The organism is Pleomorphomonas diazotrophica (assembly GCF_002844595.1).
In the GTDB taxonomy this organism is placed as follows: Bacteria; Pseudomonadota; Alphaproteobacteria; order Rhizobiales; family Pleomorphomonadaceae; genus Pleomorphomonas; species Pleomorphomonas diazotrophica.
Window position 1 is genome coordinate 133,983 of record NZ_PJNW01000001.1, and the last position, 17,740, is coordinate 151,722.

Genomic DNA, 17,740 nt, shown 5'->3' on the forward strand with positions numbered 1-17,740 from the left:
CGGGGCCCCGGACGAAGGATGCGCGACGATGACCATCTCCAGCCTGCCGCTCCTGGTTCGCTTCCTGATACGCCACGCGGCGATCGGCTTCGGCATTGCCGTGCTGTTCGTCGGGATGATGCTGGCCTTCGATGTCGGCGGTATCGCCACGCTGATCTTCGCCTCGTCCTCGGCCGTGCTGGCACTGGCCATCCTGACCTTCTCGGTTGGGCTGACCTTTTCCAGCGTGCAGATGGGCTTCGCCGTGATGTTCCTGCGCGACGACGGCTGACGGCGCCCGACGCCGGCCTGTCTCGGTATGCGTCTTTCCCAACTCGTTTTTCCAGGCATCTCCTCTAGGGATGGCGCCGCCGGAGCTTTGCCGCGGGCGTTGATACGCCTCGGCGCGCCGGTCGTTGCTTCTCCTGACTGGATGTTTGCCATGAGTTCCGCTCACCCGACCGACGCCACCGCCAATCCCGCCCCGCTCGGGTTGATGGGCTTCGGCATGACCACCATGCTTCTCAACTTCCACAATGCCGGCTTCTATCCGATGGATACGATGATCCTCGCCATGGGCATCTTCTACGGCGGCATCGCCCAGATGATCGCCGGCATCATGGAATGGAAGAAGGGCAACACCTTTGCCGCCACGGCCTTCACCAGCTACGGCATGTTCTGGCTGGCGCTGGTCGGCCTCATCGTTCTGCAGAAGACCTCGCTCGGCATCGCCGGTCCGTCGCCCGACGCCGCCATGCCGGCCTTCCTTGGCATGTGGGGCGTGTTCACCGCCATTCTGTTCATCGGCACGCTGCGCCTCAACCGCGCCCTGCAGGTGGTGTTCGGCTCGCTGACCGTGCTGTTCGCGCTGCTCGCCATCGGGGATGCCACCGGCAACGAGGCCATCACCCGCCTTGCCGGCTGGGAAGGCCTGTTCTGCGGCGCCTCGGCCATTTACGCCGGCCTGGCTCAGGTGCTGAACGAGGTCTATGGCCGTACCGTCTGGCCGATCGGCCCGGTAAGCCGCGCCTGATTTTACGACGAACGAACGCGGGGAGGGGATTCTCCCCGCGTCCGGCATGCCCGATCCCCGCCTCCACCAACGCGACCCGGCGGAACCGCCATCCCCTCATCACTGCCTAGCTATTTCTCCGTCTTGTTGCGACGTATTTATTTCAGTAAATGCGTATATACGTGCTACATGGAATGGAGCGGGACATGAAGATCATCATCATCGGCGGCGTTGCCGGCGGCGCCACGGCGGCGGCCCGCCTGCGCCGCCTCGACGAGAGCGCGGACATCGTCCTTGTCGAACGAGGTCCCTACATCAGCTTCGCCAACTGCGGGCTGCCCTATCACATTTCCGGCGCCATTCCCGAGCGCAACAAGCTGCTGGTCACCTCCGAGGCGGGGTTCGAGGCGCGTTATCATGTCGACGTTCGCTCGCGAACCGAGGCGATCTCCATCGACCGGGCGGCCAAGACCGTGATCCTTCGCAACCTCGACAGCGGTGAGGAGACGGTCGAGCGCTATGACCGCCTGCTGCTGTCGCCCGGCGCCGAGGTGCTGAAGCCGCCCATTCCCGGCATCACTTCGCCGCGCATCTTCACGCTGCGCAACATCCCCGATCTCGACCGCATCATGGCCTCGCTTGCCGAGAGCAAGCCACGCCGGGCGGTGGTGATCGGCGGCGGCTACATCGGGCTGGAAGTGGCCGAGAATTTCCACGAGCGCGGGCTGTTCACCACCGTCGTCGAGGGCGCCCCGCATGTTCTCGCTCCCTTTGACGATGAGATGGCGGCCATCGTCCACGCCCACATGCGCGACAAGCAGATCGAACTGCACCTTGACGACAAGGTCGAGCATTTCGAGGATCGACCGGATCACACCATCGTTTTCCTGGCGTCCGGCAAGCGCATCCAGGCCGATATCGTGGTGCTGGCAATCGGCGTGCGGCCGGAAGTGAAGCTCGCGCGCGACGCCGGTCTGGACCTCGGTACCATCGGCGGCATCAAGGTCGACGAGCATCTCACGACCTCCGACCCCGACATTTTCGCGGTCGGCGACGCCATCGAGGTAATGAACAAGGTGTCCGGCCGCATGGCGCTGATTCCGCTGGCCGGCCCGGCCAATCGGCAGGCGCGCATCGTCGCCGACAACATGCTGTCCGCCACGCAAAAGGACTACAAGAGCTACGGCGGCACGCTCGGCACCGCCATTCTCAAGGTGTTCGATCTCGCTGCCGCCTGCACCGGCCTCAACGAGACGGCGGTCAAGGCGCTGGGCATTCCCTACCGGGCCAGCATCACCCATTCCGGCTCGCATGCTTCCTACTATCCCGGCAGCCAGCAGATCAGCCTGAAGCTGGTCTATGGTCTCGACGGCACCATCCTCGGTGCCCAGGCCGTGGGTATCGATGGGGCCGACAAGCGCATCGACGTCATCGCCACGGCGATCCGCGCCGGCCTGAAGGTAACCGATCTCACCGAACTGGAACTCGCCTACGCTCCGCCCTTCGGCTCGGCCAAGGATCCGGTCAACATCGCCGGCTATGTCGCCGAGAACGTGCTGAACGGCAGCCATGAGATCATCGGCTGGCGCGAGTTGCGCGATCTGCTCGCGGAGAATCCCGCCTCCGTCCAGCTCGTCGACGTGCGGACGCCCGAGGAGTTCTCGATCCGCACGCTGCCGGGCGCCCGCAACATCGAGCTCGACCACCTGCGCGAACGGCTTGGCGAGCTCGACCCGGAAAAACCCTTGATCATTTTCTGTCAGGTCGGCCTTCGCGGCTATCTCGCCTATCGCATCCTGAAGCAGGCGGGCTTCAAGGATGTGCGCAATCTGACCGGCGGCTTTAAGACCTATGCCTGGGCGACGGAGAAGCAGGCCAGCCCCGATCTCTTCGATTATGAAGACATCCGCCGTCGCGACCCCTCGGAGATGGAGGCGCAGAAGAGCGGCTGCCGTGTGGCTGTGGCGGGCGACGTCCAGATGCTCGATGTCACGGGCTTGCAGTGTCCCGGCCCCATCCTCAAGACATTCCGCGCCATCGAGGCGATGGATGTAGGCGAACTCCTTGAGGTGAAGGCCTCGGACCCGGCCTTTGGCCGCGACATCCGCGCCTGGGCCGACAAGACCGGTCACCAGTTGCTTGGCGTCGGCAGCGAGAAAGGTGTGATCACCGCCCGCATTCGCAAGGCGGTGCCGGCTTCGGTTCCCGCCGAACAGACGGCGATACCGGTCCGCGACGGCACGACTCTGGTGGTGTTCTCCGGCGACCTCGACAAGGTGATGGCGTCGCTGATCATCGCCAACGGTGCGCTCGCCATGGGCTCGAAGGTGACGTTGTTCTTCACCTTCTGGGGGCTCAACGTGCTCCGGAAGCCTGATGTGCCGGCCCCCCGGAAACCGATCATCGATGCAGCTTTCGGCGTCATGCTGCCGAAGGGCGCCGGCCGGCTCAATCGCTTGTCCAATATGAACTTCGGCGGCCTCGGCGGCCGACTGATGCGCAAGGTAATGGGTGACAAGCACGTGGATACGCCGGCGAGTCTGCTTGCCTCGCTGGTCGATGGCGGCGCCACGCTCGTCGCCTGCCAGATGTCGATGGACGTCATGGGTATCCGTCGCGAGGAACTGATCGACGGCGTCGAGATTGGCGGCGTCGCCACCTTCCTCGGGGAAGCGCAGCAGTCAGCGGCCACCCTGTTCATCTGAGCTGCCTGACCTACAAGAAATCTCGAAGGGCCGTCACGCGAGTGGCGGCCCTTTGGTACGTCTGGAGGGACAGTTCCTCGACCAAAGTTGCATCGGCGTTCATGACGCAAAGCGGTATATAAGAAAGTACTAAATTAAAGAATGGGCGCTTGCCCATGGGAGAGCGAACATGTCGCACGTGGTGGTGCTGGGGGCAGGGCTCGGCGGGACGATCATGGCCTACGAGCTTCGCAAGCTTCTCGGTCGCGAACATCAGGTAACCGTCGTCAACAAGGGGACGACCTACTCCTTCGTACCCTCAAATCCCTGGGTCGCGGTCGGCTGGCGCGACCCCGCCTCGGTCGAAGTGGACCTCTCGCCGGTTTTCACGAAAGCCGGCATCGCCCTTCGTTCGGAGGGCGCCGAGCGTTTGATTCCGGAAGAAAGCCGAATCGAACTGATTGGTGGCGAGATCGTCTCCTACGACTATCTCGTCGTGGCCACCGGTCCGGAGCTGGCGTTTGACGAGGTACCCGGCCTTGGCCCGGAGGGGCACACGCAATCGATCTGCCAGGTTGGCCACGCTGTCGAGGCCAAGGCGGCAGTCGGTCGCCTGATCGCCAATCCGGGTCCGGTGATCATCGGCGCGGCGCAAGGAGCCTCGTGCTTCGGCCCGGCTTACGAGTTTGCCTTCGTGCTGGACAAGGCCTTGCGCGACGCCAGGGTCCGCGATCGCGTGCCGATGATCTTCGTGACACCGGAGCCCTATATTGGCCATCTCGGTCTCGACGGCGTCGGCGACACCAAGGGGCTGCTCGAAAGTCAGTTGCGCAGCCATCACATCAAATGGATCACCAATGCGCGCATCGAGGCGGTCGACGACGGCGTGATGCATGTCGAGGAACTGACCGAGGACGGAGCGCCCAAGGCCCGGCACGATTTGCCGTTCGCCTTCTCGATGATCCTGCCGGCCTTCCGGGGCGTTGGCGCGGTGCGGACCGCCGCCGGCCTCGTCAATCCGCGCGGCTTCGTCACCATCGACCGGCACCAGCAGAATCAGACGTTTCCGAACATTTTTGCCATCGGCGTTTGCGTCGCCATACCGCCAATGGGAAAGACGGCGGTGCCGGTGGGCGTGCCGAAGACCGGCTTCATGATCGAGTCCATGGTGACGGCAACCGCCCATAACATCGGGCGGATGATCGCGGGCAGGGCGCCCAACGCCGAGGCATCGTGGAACGCCATCTGCCTTGCCGACTTCGGCGACAACGGCGTCGCCTTCGTTGCCCAGCCGCAGATTCCGCCGCGCAACGTCAACTGGTCATCATCAGGCTATTGGGTGCACGTCGCCAAGGTCGGCTTCGAGAAGTATTTCCTCAGAAAGATCCGGACCGGCCAGTCCGAGCCCTTCTACGAGAAGCTGGCCTTGCAGATCATCGGCGTGGACAAGCTGCGCTCCATCAAGTTCGACGATAACGCCGCCGCCTGATCGTACTCTTCCCAAAACAGAGCGGCGCGGCCCGTGAGGACCGCGCCGTTTCTTGTCGCGTCAGGTCGCCGTCTGTTACTCGGCAGGGGCCGTCCGGGCGTTGCCGCGGAACAGGAAGCCGACGTAGAGGACGATCAGCCACACCGGCAACACCAGCACCGAGAGGCGCATGTCCGGCATCTGCGTCATCATGACCAGGATCACGGCCATGAAGGCAACGCAGAAGTAGTTGGCGATCGGGTAGAAGGGTGCCGGGAAGGTCAGCTTGCCGACATCGGCGGCGTGCGCCTTGCGGAACTTCATGTGGACCAGCACGATCATCACCCAGGTGATGGTGGCGGCAGTGGTGGCAACGGCCATCACCTGCATGAAGGCGCCTTCGGGGATCAGGTAGTTGATGGCGACGACGACCAGCGTGCAGGCCGACGAGAACAGGATCGCCACATAGGGAACCTTGTTGGCGCCGAGCTTGGTGAAGAACTTGGGCGCATTGCCTTGCTCGGCGAGGCTGTAGAGCATGCGGCCGTTGGAGTAGATGCCGGAGTTGTAGACCGAGATCGCCGCCGTCAGCACCACGAAGTTCAGGATATGGGCGGCTGAGCCGATGCCGAGCTTGCCGAAGATCGTCACGAACGGGCTGCCTTCCATGCCGACCTGGTTCCACGGGAAGATGATCATCATCACCGTGAGGGCGCCGATGTAGAAGATCAGGATACGCCACATGACCTGGCGGATGGCCTGCGGGATCGACTTCTTGGGATCGTCGGCTTCGCCGGCGGTGATGCCGATCAGCTCGGTGCCGCCGAAGGAGAACATGACGACCACCAGCGACAGGAGCAGGCCCCACATGCCGTTAGGGAAGAAGCCGCCGTGTGCCCAGAGATTGGAGAGGCCGGTCGCTTCGCCGCCGAGACCGAAAACGATCAGCACCAGGCCGAGCACGATCATGCCGATCACCGCCAGCACCTTGATGATGGCGAACCAGAACTCGGCTTCACCATAGAGCCGGACGTTGATCAGGTTGACGGCGGTGATCGTCACCAGAACGATCAGCGAGGTCAGCCAGGCCGGGAAGTCCGGGAACCAGTAGGCGACGTAGATGCCCACCACCGTCAGTTCGGCCATGGAAACGAGAATGTAGAGGAACCAGTAGTTCCAGCCGGCCAGGAAGCCCGCGAACTCGCCCCAGTACTTGTAGGCGAAGTGGCTGAAGGCGCCGGCCACCGGCTCTTCGGTCGACATCTCACCGAGCATGCGCATGATGAGATACATCACGAAGCCGCCGATGATGTAGGAGACGATGATGCCCGGACCCACCAGTTGGATCGAGGCGGCGGAGCCATAGAACAGGCCCGTTCCGATCGCCCCGCCGAGGGCGATCATCTGGATGTGGCGGTTTTTGAGGCCGCGCGCGAGATGCGATTGCGTGTCTGAAGACATGATGTCCTCCCGTTGTGCCGGATAACGCGGGTGTGGGTGGCCCGATATCCGGTCGGTCCCCCGTCGGGGCGGGCGCCTTCCCCTCCTCGGTTTACGGCGCCCGCCTGCTTGGTCCGGTCGGTTCGCCCTTACTGGGCGGCGACCGTGTATTCCTCTTTGAACACCTTGCCGGCCTCATTGGCGATCGGCTCGAGGTGGGCCTGGAAGTGCCTGAGGATCGGCGGCTCCCAGGTGATGCGATAGCCGCGCTTGATGGTGTGGGCGCGCTTCTTGATCTCGATCAGGGCCTCGGCCATGATGTCGATGTGTGCCTGCGTGTAGACCCGGCGCGGAATGGCGAGACGGGTGAACTCGAAATCGGCCTTGAGCTGCTCGCCCGTGTCCGGGTGGTTGCCGAGCATGTAGGAACCGATGTCGCAGGTGCGAATGCCCGCTTCCTTGTAGAGCTCGACGGCCAGCACCTGGCCGGGATACTCATTATAGGGGATGTGCGGGAACATCGCGCGGGCGTCGACGAACACGCCGTGGCCGCCGACCGGAGTCTGGTAGCCGATGCCGGCGTCGTCGAGACGGGCGGCGAGATACTCGACCTGACCGATGCGATAGCGCAGGTAGTCGTTGTCGATGCCTTCGTAGAGGCCGATGGCCAGCGCCTCGAGATCGCGGCCGGAGAGGCCGCCATAGGTGAAGAAGCCCTCGTAGGAGATGCAGTTCGCCTTGATCTTGAGGATCAGCGGCGAGTTGGCATCCTTGACGCCGAGGAGACCGCCCATGTTGACGATGGCGTCCTTCTTGGCGGACATGGTGAACATGTCGGCATAGGAGAACATCTCGCGGATGATGTCCTTGATCGACTTGTTCTGATAGCCGGGCTCGTCGCGCTGCACGAAATAGGCATTCTCGGCGTAGCGGGCGGCGTCGATGTTGAACGGGATGCCGTTGGCCTTGGCAACCTCCGCCACCTCGCGGATGTTCTGCATCGACACCGGCTGGCCGCCGGCCGAGTTGTTGGTGATCGTCATGACGATCAGGCCGATGTTCTCGGCGCCCAACTCGGCGATGGTCTTCTTCAGCTTCTCGACGTCCATGTTGCCCTTGAAGGGCGCGCGATGCGACGGGTCCTTGGCAACCGCGACGACACAGTCGATGCAGCGGGCGCCGGTCAGTTCGACGTGGGCGCGCGTCGTGTCGAAGAACATGTTGGAGATGGCGAACTTGCCCTTGCCGAGCAGGATCGGAAACAGCACCTTCTCGGCGGCGCGGCCCTGATGCACCGGCTGGATATAGCCGTAGTTGAAGATGTCCTTGCCCGCTTCGAGCAGCTTGTAATAGCTCGACGCGCCGGCATAGGCCTCATCGCCGCGCATCACGCCGGCCCACTGCTCCTGGCTCATGGCGCCGGTGCCGCTGTCGGTCAGGAGATCGATGTAGCAATCCTCGCCGGAGAGATAGAAGACGTTGTAGTGCGCCGCGGCGATCTTCGCCTCGCGCTCCTCCGCCGTGAGCATCCGAAGCGGCTCCACCGCCTTGATCCGGAACGGTTCGGGGAAATACTTGATAGCCATTGTCCGTTACCTCCTACAGACCATTGGGCACCCCGGTCGTCGCGAGCGACTGGCGGACAGCGTCTCTAGGAATCTGCAAACATTTTTCCACATGAGCAGGGATTCTGTGGCTCATGTGCTCATATTTGTGGCACCGCGCCTTAGAACTGTCAATAAATTTACACTATCCTAGGGTTTCCTCGGATTTCGGGCCGCGAATGTGTGGATATTTTTGCAATTGGCGCGAGTGATGGAAATACTGTTGCGTTTTTGGTTCTTAACCTTTCCAACAATTGCGCCGTGAATGGGAGGCACTAGGGAAATGTACGAGGGACAGGTTCCCCTGACCCGGCCGACAACCCGGCCTAGAACCCGGATTGACAAACCGGGTGCGACCGCCGCAACTCGGGCGACAAGGCCGGATGATCTCCGGCAGGGAGACGTGCCGATGCCGAGCGGTTGGGTTCAGCGCTACATGAAACTGACGGAGTTCCTGGGCTCCGTGCTCGGACCCGACTATGAAGTGGTGCTGCACGACCTTGGTGACGCCGACAAGTCGATCATCGCCATCGCCAACGGTCATGTCAGTGGTCGCACCATCGGTGCGCCGCTCACCTCGGTGGCCTTGCAGTCGATCATCAACCATTCCTACGAGACGCAGGACTATCGTCTCAACTATGTCGGCGTCGCGGGCACCAAGCTGCTGCGCTCGTCCACCTTCTTCGTCAAGGACGAGGACGGCCGGCTGGTCGGCATGCTCTGCATCAATTTCGACGACAGCCGCTATCGCGAGCTGTCCGATCGCATTCTGAAGCTGCGCCATCCCGACATCTTCGTCGAGACCAACTTCGCCTATAACGAGGAGGCAGCCGCCGTGCGGGCGGCGCCGTCGCCGGCCGAGGTCAGCGAGAGCTTTCCCAACTCGCTCACCGAACTGACCGATCACCTGCTCGATGAGGAGTTGCGGACGCGTGAGGCGAACGGCGAACGGCTGAGCCATCGCGACAAGCTGGCGCTTGTCGAGATTCTCAACGCCAAGGGCATCTTCATGATGAAGGGCGCCGTCAAATACGTCGCCGAGAAGCTTGGCTGTTCCCAGACGACGATCTACCGCTATCTCAACCGCATGAACGGCGGGAGCGAGAGCGAGGCCTGAGGACGCGAACATGGGATGGCCCGCGCGGGAGGACCATCCCGACTTGCGCGCTAGACATTTGCCTTAGCCGACGGCGAACTGCCCGTCGCCGCCGGTGCCCTGGTGGGCGATGGTGGCGGTCATCGACTTGAAGTCGACATCGAGGCTCGCGCGCTCGCCACCCTTCGTCCAGCTCAGCACCAGGCGGCTGGCCGACGGTTGTTCCAGGGCAAAGTCACCCTCGAAGGCCGGATGGCTGTTGCGAAAGCGGGCGAGGTCGAACAGCTTGCCGACCACCGGCTTGTCGAGCGCCGCCGTCACTTCCTGGGGCGTGTAATAATGGCGGTTGATGTCGCGGCCGACCTTGGTGCGATGGAGAAGCTCCATGTCGTTCACGCCGCCCAGAAGGCCGATGTAGTAGACCTGCGGAATGCCCGGCGCGAAGAACTGCAAGGCGCGGGCGATCAGATACTCGTTGTCGCGTTTGCCGAGCGCATCATAGTAGGTGCAGTTGACCTGATAGAGGTCGAGGTTGGACGCGGCGGCGCCCGTTGCCTGCCGGCTCTCGCCGCCGGAGCGGTCGTGCATGGTCTCCACCAGCGCGTCGAGCGCGGCGGGCGCGAGCAGGCCCGGCCGGCCATCGGTGGCGGCGCCGACGTCGATGACGCCGATGCCGTCATGGGTGTCGAGCACGGTGATGGCGTTGCGAGGGGAGATCTTCAGCCATTCGGCCAAGGGGCCCGCCTCGCCGGTGAACAGCGAATGCAGCACCAGGGGCGGCAGCGCGAAGTCGTAGACGCGGTCGACCTTCTTGGCGATCTCGATCTGGTCGCGATAGTAGCTGTGGATCTCGACCAGCACCTCCATGCCGAGCGCCCGCGCCTTGTCGGCGAGCTCGCCGAGGAAGGCATAGGTCTCCGGAATCATGAACGAGCTGGTGCCCGGCTTCTTGACGGCATAGCCGGCGGCGTCGAGGCGGATGGCCGTGACGCCGCCTTCCTTGAAGCGGGCGAGAATGGCATCGAGATAGGCGGCGCCGTGCCGAGAGAAGACATCGATGTCAATCTGCTTCGGCGTGAAGGTGGTCCAGATGAGGCGCTTCGATCCGTCGCCGAAGGTCATCTTGTTGAAGGGGAAGCCGGGGCGTGGCCGGTAGATGGCCAGAAGGTCCTGCTCGGTGGCGCCGTTCGGGAACACCTTGCCGAAGGTCAGGAACATGTCGGCGAACTCGGAGGCCTCGCCCTTCTCGAGGTAGTCCTTGAAGGAAGGCGAATCGGCCGAGACGTGGTTGACGATCATGTCGGCCATGATCTCGACGGAGGCCGACAGCGCCCGAACGTCGTTCCAGTCGCCGAGGCGCGGGTCGACCAGGGTATGATCGGCGGGATCGAAGCCGGCGTCGGCGCCGTCGATCGGATCGAAGAAGGGCAGGGGGTGGACGCCGCCGATCACGCCCTTGAGCGGGCCATCGACCAATGCCTTGAGGTCGGCGAAACCGCCGGCGGTCAGCCGGTCGACATAGGTGATGAGCTGGACCTGGTTCTTCACAATGCTGTCTCCCGAGGAGCGGTCGCCCATCAACCGGTTGATCGCAGACCGGGCGGGCGCTCCGAGTTGTCGTGGCGGAACATCGGCAACGGCGATGCCCATGGGCTCAGCCGTCGGATGCTGGTCGGGAAAAGAAAATCACTTCCGGGAGGCCCGGAAGTGATGGAGCGGGCAGGGCGGCCGTTGATGGCGACCGGCCAGGGTCACTCGGGCACGAAGCCGCGGGCGTAGGCGTTACCGTCGGTGTTGAACAGGTGGCAGTCATCGCCGGAGAACAGGAACTGGCGCTGCTCGCCGGCCTTGACCGGCACGTCGCCGTCCAGCACGGCAAGCAGCGGCGTCTCGTCGTCGCCGCGATGGGCCTGGACGATGGTCTGGTGTCCGAGGCGCTCGACGAAGGTCACGGTGACCGGCAGGCCGCCGTCGGTGCCCAGCTTGATGTGCTCGGGGCGGATGCCGAGGGTCAGCTCCTCGCCAACGACGGCGCCGGTGGAGTTCACCGCCACCTTGAGGGTCGGAACGCCGTCGCCGGTGACGGTGATGCCCTCGGCGTCGACGGCGCTGGCCTTGACCTTCAGGAAGTTCATCTTCGGCGAGCCGATGAAGCCGGCGACGAACAGGTTCTGGGGGCGGTGGTAGAGTTCGAGCGGCGCGCCCACCTGCCGGACGTTGCCGGCCTCCAGCACGACGATCTTGTCGGCCAGCGTCATGGCCTCCACCTGGTCATGCGTCACGTAGATCATGGTCGAGCCGAGGTCCTCGTGCAGCTTGGCGATCTCGGCGCGGGTCGAGACGCGCAGGGCGGCGTCGAGGTTGGAGAGCGGCTCGTCGAACAGGAAGATCTTCGGCTCGCGGACGATGGCGCGGCCGATGGCGACGCGCTGGCGCTGGCCGCCGGAGAGCTGGCCGGGCTTGCGGTCCAGGAGGTGCTCGATGTGCAGGATCTTGGCGGCCTTGGCCACCTTCTCGGCGATCTCGGCCTTGGAGAAGCCGGCGATCTCCAGTGCGAAGGCCATGTTGGCGTAGACCGACTTGTGCGGATAGAGCGCATAGGACTGGAACACCATGGCGATGCCGCGGTCCTTGGGGGCGATGTCGTTGCACACCACGTCGTCGATCAGGATCTCGCCGGAGGTGATCTCCTCGAGACCGGCGACCATTCTGAGCAGCGTCGACTTGCCGCAGCCGGACGGGCCGACGAAGACGACGAACTCGCCATCGGCAATGTCCATGTCGACGCCCTTGATGATATCCACCCGTCCGAAGCTCTTGCGCACATCGCGCATCGTGAGGCTGGCCATGCGGTACTCCCTTGTTTCCTTGACACCGGCGGGTTCCGTCTTGCCGGAACCGCGCGCCGGGTAGCTATGCTGAGTTCAGCCGATCACTTCACCGAGCCGGCCGTCAGGCCGCGGACGAAGTAGCGCTGGAGCGAGAAGAAGACGATCAGCGGCAGCGCCATCGACACGAAGCCGCCGGCGGTGAGCAGATGCCAGTCGGAGCCACGCGAGCCCACCATGTCGGCAAGCCGCATGGTCAGAACCTGCACGCCCGGCACGTTGCCGATGAAGATCAACGCCACCAGATAGTCGTTCCAGACCCAGAGGAACTGGAAGATGGCAAAGGAGGCGAGGGCCGGCGTCGACAGCGGCAGCACCAGCCGCCAGAAGATCTTGAAGTGCGACGCACCATCGACGATCGCCGCCTCCATGATCTCGCGCGGCAGCGTCGAGATGTAGTTGTAGAGCAGGAATACCGCGAGCGGCAGACCGAAGCCGGTATGGGCCAGCCAGACCGACATGTAGGTGCCGTTGAGTCTCAGGTGAACATAGTCGCTGAGCACCGGCACCAGCGCGATCTGCAATGGCACCACCAAGAGCGCCACCATCAGCGCGAACACCAGCTTGCGGCCGGGGAAGCGCATCCAGGCGAAGCCATAGGCAGCGAAGGCGGCCATCAGGATGGGAATGACCACGGCCGGGAAGGTGACGGCCATCGAGTTGATGAAGGCGTCGGACATGTCCTCGCCCTTGCGGGCGGCTTCCTCGGCATTGCCGGCGATGGTGACGTTCTTGCCGGCCAGCACGTCGTGATAGTTTTGCAGCGTGGTGGCCGGCAGGCCGCTCCACTGCTGCTCCTGCACCTGCACAGTGCCGGCGCGCTTGTTGCCGATCCAGACGACTCGCTTGCCGTCGGGCGACTCAACGCCCTGGCGGAACTGCTCGAAGGTGCCGGTGGCGCCCTCGAAGGTCATGACGCCATTGCGGTCGACGGACGGGTCGGGCTTGATCTGCTCGGTGGTCACCCAGACGCGGTGCGGCAGGATTGTCCACCAGCCCGACGACATGATCTCGTCGCGCGGGCGGAAGGAGGAGACGAACAAGCCGAGCGTCGGGATCAGCCACAACAGGCAGACGATGGCCAGCGTGACATTGACGAAGACGCGCGGGAAGGGGTTGCCCTTTGACTTGGCCATCACAGGGTCTCCCTCTTGTTGAACTGGCGCAGGTTGTAGACCATCACCGGAATGACGGTCAGCAACAGGACGATGGCGATCGCCGAGCCGAGGCCGAAATTGCGGTTGACGAAATACTGGTTGTAGAACTGGGTGGCGATCACGTCCGTGCCATACTGGCCGCCGGTCATCACCAGGACCACGTCGAAGATCTTCAGCGTGAAGATGATGACGGTGGCCGACACCGTGACGATGGTGCCCATGATCGAGGGTATGATGATCGAGAAGAAGATCTTGAACTCACCGGCGCCGTCGACGCGGGCCGCCTCGATGATGTCGGTCGGCACCGATTTGATGGCCGCTGAGAACAGCACCATGGCGTAGCCGGTCTGCATCCAGACCACGATGACGATCAGGAACAGGTTGTTCCATGGCTGCAGCATGGCGATCCAGGCCTGCGGCTCGCCGCCAAGGGCGACGACGATGGCGTTGAGCAGGCCGATCTGCACGTCGCTGGGGTCGCGCACGGCGTAGATGAACCTCCAGATGACGCCGGCACCGACGAGCGAGATGGCCATCGGCATGAAGATGATGGCCTTGGCGAGGTTCTCGAACTTGCTTCGGTCCGCCAGCGCGGCGACGAGCAGGCCAAAGGCGATGGTGAAGGTGGCGCCGAACACAATCCACAGCACGTTGTTGCGGAAGGTCGTCAGCATGAACGGCTCGGTGAACACCGTGATGTAGTTGGCGAGACCGACGAAATTGGTGCCGTTGCGATCGAACAGGCTGGCGATGAAGGTGCGCGCTGCCGGCAGGGCCAGGAAATAGACGACGAAGGCGATGGCAGGGAGAACGAACACGACGGGCGTCAGGCGCCGCTGCCATTGCGAAGGGGTGAACTCCACCAGCTGGTTGGCGATCAGGTAGAGGATCGCCATGCCGCCGCCGCCCCAGATCATGGCGAACAGGGCGGTAACCAGCTTTGGCGCCTGGCTGTCGCGCAGCACGAAGAAGCCCTCGAACAGCACGAGCGCCGCGACAATGCCGCTCAAAAGGGTGAAGATAGCGCGATTTCGCCGTCGGCGGGCGCGCGCAAGTTCGGCGGAGTGCTCGTCCGCGTCGGGATTGAGAAGCGTCATGTCTGTCCCCCGGAGCGCGACCCCGTGGCGGCCGGCTCTTCCATATGCACAGCGGCGTTTGAAAAAACCGGGTGTTCCGACCGAACCTTCCCAGTCCGGTGTCGACCCGATTGGCGGATCCGCATTCGGCATCGAGCATCATGTCGAGGCCGGTCGGGCAGAAGGCATCGCTTCGCCCCGGAAGATCCGCGTGAAAGGTCGGTCTGGAGGAAGACGCTTGCTGCAAGCATCATCATGTTCCGGCCCGCCTTCTCAGATCGCGGCCCCCACTCCACCGAAGCGGGGGCGCGCTTGTCGTAAGTCTTAACCGAAAGTCAACCTCGTTGACCAGTCGGATTAAGTCGAGGCCTTACTTCGGCCAGGAGGCGTCGATGTCCTTGAGAGCGGTGTCGAGATCGGCGGTGCCGGACACCCAGGCGGTCATCTGCTTCCAGAACGAACCGGCGCCGACTTCACCCGGCATCAGGTCCGAACCGTCGAAGCGGACGGAGGTCGCACCGGCCAGAATGGCGGCAACGCCCTTGTCGACTTCGTTCTGGTACCAGGCGAGATCGGCGTCCTTCTGCGGGGCGATGGCGCCGCCGACGGCGAGCCAGGCCTTCAGATGCTCGGCCTTCGCGAAGTACTGCATGACGGCGCGCACTTCCGGACGGTCGTTGAAGGCGCCCCAGATGTCGCCGCCGACGAGAACCGGCTTGCCGTAGGCTTCATCGATACCCGGCAGGTAGAAGAACGAGTAGTCAACACCGGCCTTGGCCTTCTCGGGGAAGAAGGCGGTGATGAAGTTGCCCTGCTTGTGCAGCCAGCACTTCGGCGGGTCGGAGAACATGTTGACCGGCGAGTCGCCGAAGCCGGTCGACACGATGCCCTTGCGGCCGCCGTAGACATACTTCTCGTCGAGCCAGATCTTGCCGAGGGTCTCGGCGGCCTTCTTCACCTCGGGCGAAGAGAACGGCAGCTTGCCTTCGGTCCAGGCATCGTAGTTCTCGAGCGAGGTCGTGCGGAGCATGAACTCCTCGAGCCAGTCGGTGGCCGGCCAGCCCGTGGCCGCGCCGGACTCGATGCCCACGCACCACGGCGTATCGCCGTCGGCGACGATCTGATCCTGCAGGGCTTCGAGCTCCGCCCACGTCGTCGGCACCTTGTAGCCGGCGTCATCGAATGCCTTCTTCGGGTACCAGACCAGGCTCTTGACGTTCACGCGCTCCCACACGCCGTAGATGCCGGGCTTGCCGTCCTTGCCTTCCTTGGTCGCCATGTCCACCCAGCTCGGGATGTACTGCTGCAGGAAGAAGTCCTTGTGGCCCGAAAGGTCGACCAGCTTGCCGGCCTTGGCGAAGTTGGCGAGCAGGCCGGGCTGCGGGAAGTCGGCGATGTCGGGCGGGTTGCCGGCGTCGGAACGCGTGGCGATCGTCGCCTCGAACTGCTTCGAGCCTTCGTACTGAATGTCGATGCCGGTGGCTTCCTCAAAGGCCTTGACGGTATCGTTGAAGCGGACTTCGTCACCGGCGGTGAAGGGACCGAAGGCCGTGACCTTGGCGCCCTTGAACTTGCCGGCGAAGGCGTCGGCCAGTTCCGACGGGGCGTTGTCCGCCGCAGCGGCGGCCGTGACGGCGGCGAAAGCGGCGAAAGCCGACGCCATCAGGCAGGCATTAAGCGATTTCAGTTTCATCCAAACCTCCCAAATCGGGTCTTCCTAAAGAACAATCGCGCACCACGCGCGATCTTGACGCCTCCCCCTCGACGGAAAGCGGCGGCGTCATCAGCGTGGCGGAGCAGTCGTCCGACGCACGATGAGCTCGACGGGCAATGAATCGCAGAGCGGCTCCCTCTCCGGCTCCTCTATTCGCCGGAGAAGGGCGTCGACGCTGCGGCGCCCGGATTCGAAAAGAAGCTGGCGAACCGTCGTCAGCCCCAGGAAATCGGTCATCTCGATGTCGTCGTAGCCGACGACGGACAGGTCGCCGGGAACGTCGAGCCCCAGGTCGCGTGCCGCTTCGAGCACGCCCAAGGCCTGGGTGTCGTTGGAGGCGAAGATCGCCGTCGGCCGCTCGGGCAGGCCCAGCATCCGGTGGGCCAGTTCCCGCGCCACCTCGCGGCCGAAGCGGCCGTCCAGGTGATACTCGGGACGGATCTCGATCCCCGACCCGGCCAATGCCTCGCGATATCCCGCGAAACGATCCTCACCGGCGGTGAAGTTGAAACCGGCCTGCGGGACGTCGCCGATATAGCCGATCCGGCGGTGACCGAGATCGATAAGGTGTTGGGTGGCCATGCGGCCGCCTTCGACGTCGTTGATAACGATACGATCAAAGGGTTGGCAAAGCGGGTTGCCGACATCAACGAAGACAACCGGAACGGACGAGCGCTGGAAGCGGGCCACATCCGTCGCCGTCGGCGGCAGGGAAATGACAATGACGCCATCCACGCGACGCGGATCCGGGACGGTGCGGAAGTAGCGATCACGCTTCTCGACGGCGTCGACATTATAGATGACGACGTCATAGCCGCTCGCCGACGTTGTCTCCTCGATGCCGTGCAAACGCTCCACGAAAACCGATCTCGTGAAGAAAGGCGCAATGACCGCAATGCTTTGCGTCTTGCCCATCGACAGGCCACGGGCTGCCAGATTGGGAACGTAGTTGAGGTCACGCACCGCGCCCATCACCTTGGCGCGCGTCATCTCGGATACGCGAGGGTTGTCGTTCAGCACCCGCGATACGGTGCCGAGGCCAACTCCAGCTCTCTCCGCTATGTCCTTGATGGTCGGGCGCATGTGGGCGAACATGTTGTGGAAGCGTTTCCATGGGGTAGCACAAGAGAGTTCGTTGAGCAATAGACGCAACGTCGACTTATGTCCAAGGGGGCGATCGCCAGGGATGAAGGTCTCCGGACAGCGGTTCATTGAAAACGCGGCGTTCTTCGGCTGAGCCAACGAAAACGATACGACTAAAGGTCTAGGCCCAATCCGGGGTCGGATGCAAGCTCACCTTGGGTTTGTACTTAGAAAATGTCATCTTTCCGGCTGGGTGCGGCCTGGAATGAGGCGCTTTTCCAGACGATCGAGGGTGCCCAATCGCTGGTTTGGGCCGGCGTCGCCGCTTGTCCGTCCATCCACCGGCATTTTGTGAATTTGAAACGTTAGCAAATATCGATAGTCTCGATGTGGCGGCACCACGCCGCTCCATCCGAGACATGTCGCTCGTCCCCTGTGGCGAGGGCATCAGGTATTCTGCGCATCGCAAAGCGAACGTCTTCCGCGTGCCGTTAACTGGACTCCATATCTCGGCGGGTAATAAATGGGGCTCGAGGGGA

The 17,740-nt window shown here is 63.5% G+C and carries 13 protein-coding genes; 5 read left to right on the forward strand and 8 right to left on the reverse strand.

Annotation, left to right across the window (positions count from 1 at the left end; all coding sequences use genetic code 11):
* Positions 1–28 precede the first annotated feature (28 nt).
* The 4 genes from CXZ10_RS00630 (at position 29) to CXZ10_RS00645 (ending at position 5,164) form a co-directional block, all read left to right on the forward strand.
* Positions 29–271 carry a hypothetical protein gene (locus tag CXZ10_RS00630; RefSeq protein WP_101287018.1) on the forward strand — a complete coding sequence of 81 codons (243 nt, stop codon included), beginning with the start codon at positions 29–31 and terminating at the stop codon, positions 269–271.
* 150 nt (positions 272–421) lie between these two features.
* Positions 422–1,012, forward strand: coding sequence for an acetate uptake transporter (locus CXZ10_RS00635; protein ID WP_210199815.1), 591 nt, complete (start codon positions 422–424; stop codon positions 1,010–1,012).
* 185 nt (positions 1,013–1,197) lie between these two features.
* Positions 1,198–3,696: an FAD-dependent oxidoreductase gene (locus tag CXZ10_RS00640; protein ID WP_101287019.1), complete on the forward strand. Its 2,499-nt coding sequence runs from the start codon at positions 1,198–1,200 to the stop codon at positions 3,694–3,696.
* 169 nt (positions 3,697–3,865) lie between these two features.
* Positions 3,866–5,164, forward strand: coding sequence for an NAD(P)/FAD-dependent oxidoreductase (locus CXZ10_RS00645; protein WP_101287020.1), 1,299 nt, complete (start codon positions 3,866–3,868; stop codon positions 5,162–5,164).
* Between the two features lie 75 nt (positions 5,165–5,239).
* Here the strand turns inward: CXZ10_RS00645 and CXZ10_RS00650 are convergent, their stop codons facing one another.
* Both CXZ10_RS00650 and CXZ10_RS00655 read right to left on the reverse strand, forming a co-directional pair.
* Positions 5,240–6,604 (reverse strand): amino acid permease, encoded by a 1,365-nt coding sequence (locus tag CXZ10_RS00650; protein ID WP_101287021.1) that lies wholly within the window; start codon positions 6,602–6,604, stop codon positions 5,240–5,242.
* Positions 6,605–6,732: 128 nt separating this feature from the next.
* Positions 6,733–8,169 (reverse strand): tryptophanase, encoded by a 1,437-nt coding sequence (locus CXZ10_RS00655; protein WP_101287022.1) that lies wholly within the window; start codon positions 8,167–8,169, stop codon positions 6,733–6,735.
* 427 nt (positions 8,170–8,596) lie between these two features.
* Here CXZ10_RS00655 and CXZ10_RS00660 point away from each other — a divergent pair, with 427 nt between their 5' ends.
* Positions 8,597–9,304, forward strand: a complete 708-nt coding sequence (locus CXZ10_RS00660; RefSeq protein ID WP_101287023.1) for a helix-turn-helix transcriptional regulator — start codon at positions 8,597–8,599, stop codon at positions 9,302–9,304.
* Positions 9,305–9,367: 63 nt separating this feature from the next.
* On the opposite strand, the gene gtfA is transcribed toward CXZ10_RS00660, so the two are convergent.
* From gtfA to CXZ10_RS00690, 6 genes are all read right to left on the reverse strand, one after another.
* Positions 9,368–10,831 carry a sucrose phosphorylase gene (gene gtfA / locus CXZ10_RS00665; RefSeq protein WP_101287088.1) on the reverse strand — a complete coding sequence of 488 codons (1,464 nt, stop codon included), beginning with the start codon at positions 10,829–10,831 and terminating at the stop codon, positions 9,368–9,370.
* Between the two features lie 203 nt (positions 10,832–11,034).
* A complete protein-coding gene (locus tag CXZ10_RS00670) occupies positions 11,035–12,132 on the reverse strand; it encodes an ABC transporter ATP-binding protein (protein ID WP_101287024.1) in 1,098 nt (365 codons plus the stop codon).
* A gap of 83 nt (positions 12,133–12,215) precedes the next feature.
* Positions 12,216–13,307 (reverse strand): carbohydrate ABC transporter permease, encoded by a 1,092-nt coding sequence (locus tag CXZ10_RS00675; RefSeq protein ID WP_101287025.1) that lies wholly within the window; start codon positions 13,305–13,307, stop codon positions 12,216–12,218.
* Positions 13,307–14,425 carry a carbohydrate ABC transporter permease gene (locus CXZ10_RS00680; RefSeq protein ID WP_101287026.1) on the reverse strand — a complete coding sequence of 373 codons (1,119 nt, stop codon included), beginning with the start codon at positions 14,423–14,425 and terminating at the stop codon, positions 13,307–13,309. Before CXZ10_RS00680 ends, CXZ10_RS00675 begins: the two co-directional genes overlap by 1 nt.
* A gap of 349 nt (positions 14,426–14,774) precedes the next feature.
* The gene (locus tag CXZ10_RS00685) at positions 14,775–16,097 is read right to left on the reverse strand and encodes an ABC transporter substrate-binding protein (RefSeq protein WP_101287027.1); all 1,323 of its coding nucleotides are present in this window, start codon (positions 16,095–16,097) and stop codon (positions 14,775–14,777) included.
* A 90-nt stretch (positions 16,098–16,187) separates the two neighbouring features.
* Positions 16,188–17,213, reverse strand: a complete 1,026-nt coding sequence (locus CXZ10_RS00690; protein ID WP_180335812.1) for a LacI family DNA-binding transcriptional regulator — start codon at positions 17,211–17,213, stop codon at positions 16,188–16,190.
* Between the last annotated feature and the right edge of the window lie 527 nt (positions 17,214–17,740).

What these genes read in the sequence shown, in the direction of transcription:
- CXZ10_RS00630 (WP_101287018.1), top strand. Translation starts at nt 29, where the DNA reads ATGACCATCTCCAGCCTGCCGCTCCTGGTTCGCTTCCTGATACGCCAC.
- CXZ10_RS00635 (WP_210199815.1), top strand. Translation starts at nt 422, where the DNA reads ATGAGTTCCGCTCACCCGACCGACGCCACCGCCAATCCCGCCCCGCTC.
- CXZ10_RS00640 (WP_101287019.1), top strand. Translation starts at nt 1,198, where the DNA reads ATGAAGATCATCATCATCGGCGGCGTTGCCGGCGGCGCCACGGCGGCG.
- CXZ10_RS00645 (WP_101287020.1), top strand. Translation starts at nt 3,866, where the DNA reads ATGTCGCACGTGGTGGTGCTGGGGGCAGGGCTCGGCGGGACGATCATG.
- CXZ10_RS00650 (WP_101287021.1), bottom strand. Translation starts at nt 6,604, where the DNA reads ATGTCTTCAGACACGCAATCGCATCTCGCGCGCGGCCTCAAAAACCGC.
- CXZ10_RS00655 (WP_101287022.1), bottom strand. Translation starts at nt 8,169, where the DNA reads ATGGCTATCAAGTATTTCCCCGAACCGTTCCGGATCAAGGCGGTGGAG.
- CXZ10_RS00660 (WP_101287023.1), top strand. Translation starts at nt 8,597, where the DNA reads ATGCCGAGCGGTTGGGTTCAGCGCTACATGAAACTGACGGAGTTCCTG.
- CXZ10_RS00670 (WP_101287024.1), bottom strand. Translation starts at nt 12,132, where the DNA reads ATGGCCAGCCTCACGATGCGCGATGTGCGCAAGAGCTTCGGACGGGTG.
- CXZ10_RS00675 (WP_101287025.1), bottom strand. Translation starts at nt 13,307, where the DNA reads ATGGCCAAGTCAAAGGGCAACCCCTTCCCGCGCGTCTTCGTCAATGTC.
- CXZ10_RS00680 (WP_101287026.1), bottom strand. Translation starts at nt 14,425, where the DNA reads ATGACGCTTCTCAATCCCGACGCGGACGAGCACTCCGCCGAACTTGCG.
- CXZ10_RS00685 (WP_101287027.1), bottom strand. Translation starts at nt 16,097, where the DNA reads ATGAAACTGAAATCGCTTAATGCCTGCCTGATGGCGTCGGCTTTCGCC.
- CXZ10_RS00690 (WP_180335812.1), bottom strand. Translation starts at nt 17,213, where the DNA reads ATGTTCGCCCACATGCGCCCGACCATCAAGGACATAGCGGAGAGAGCT.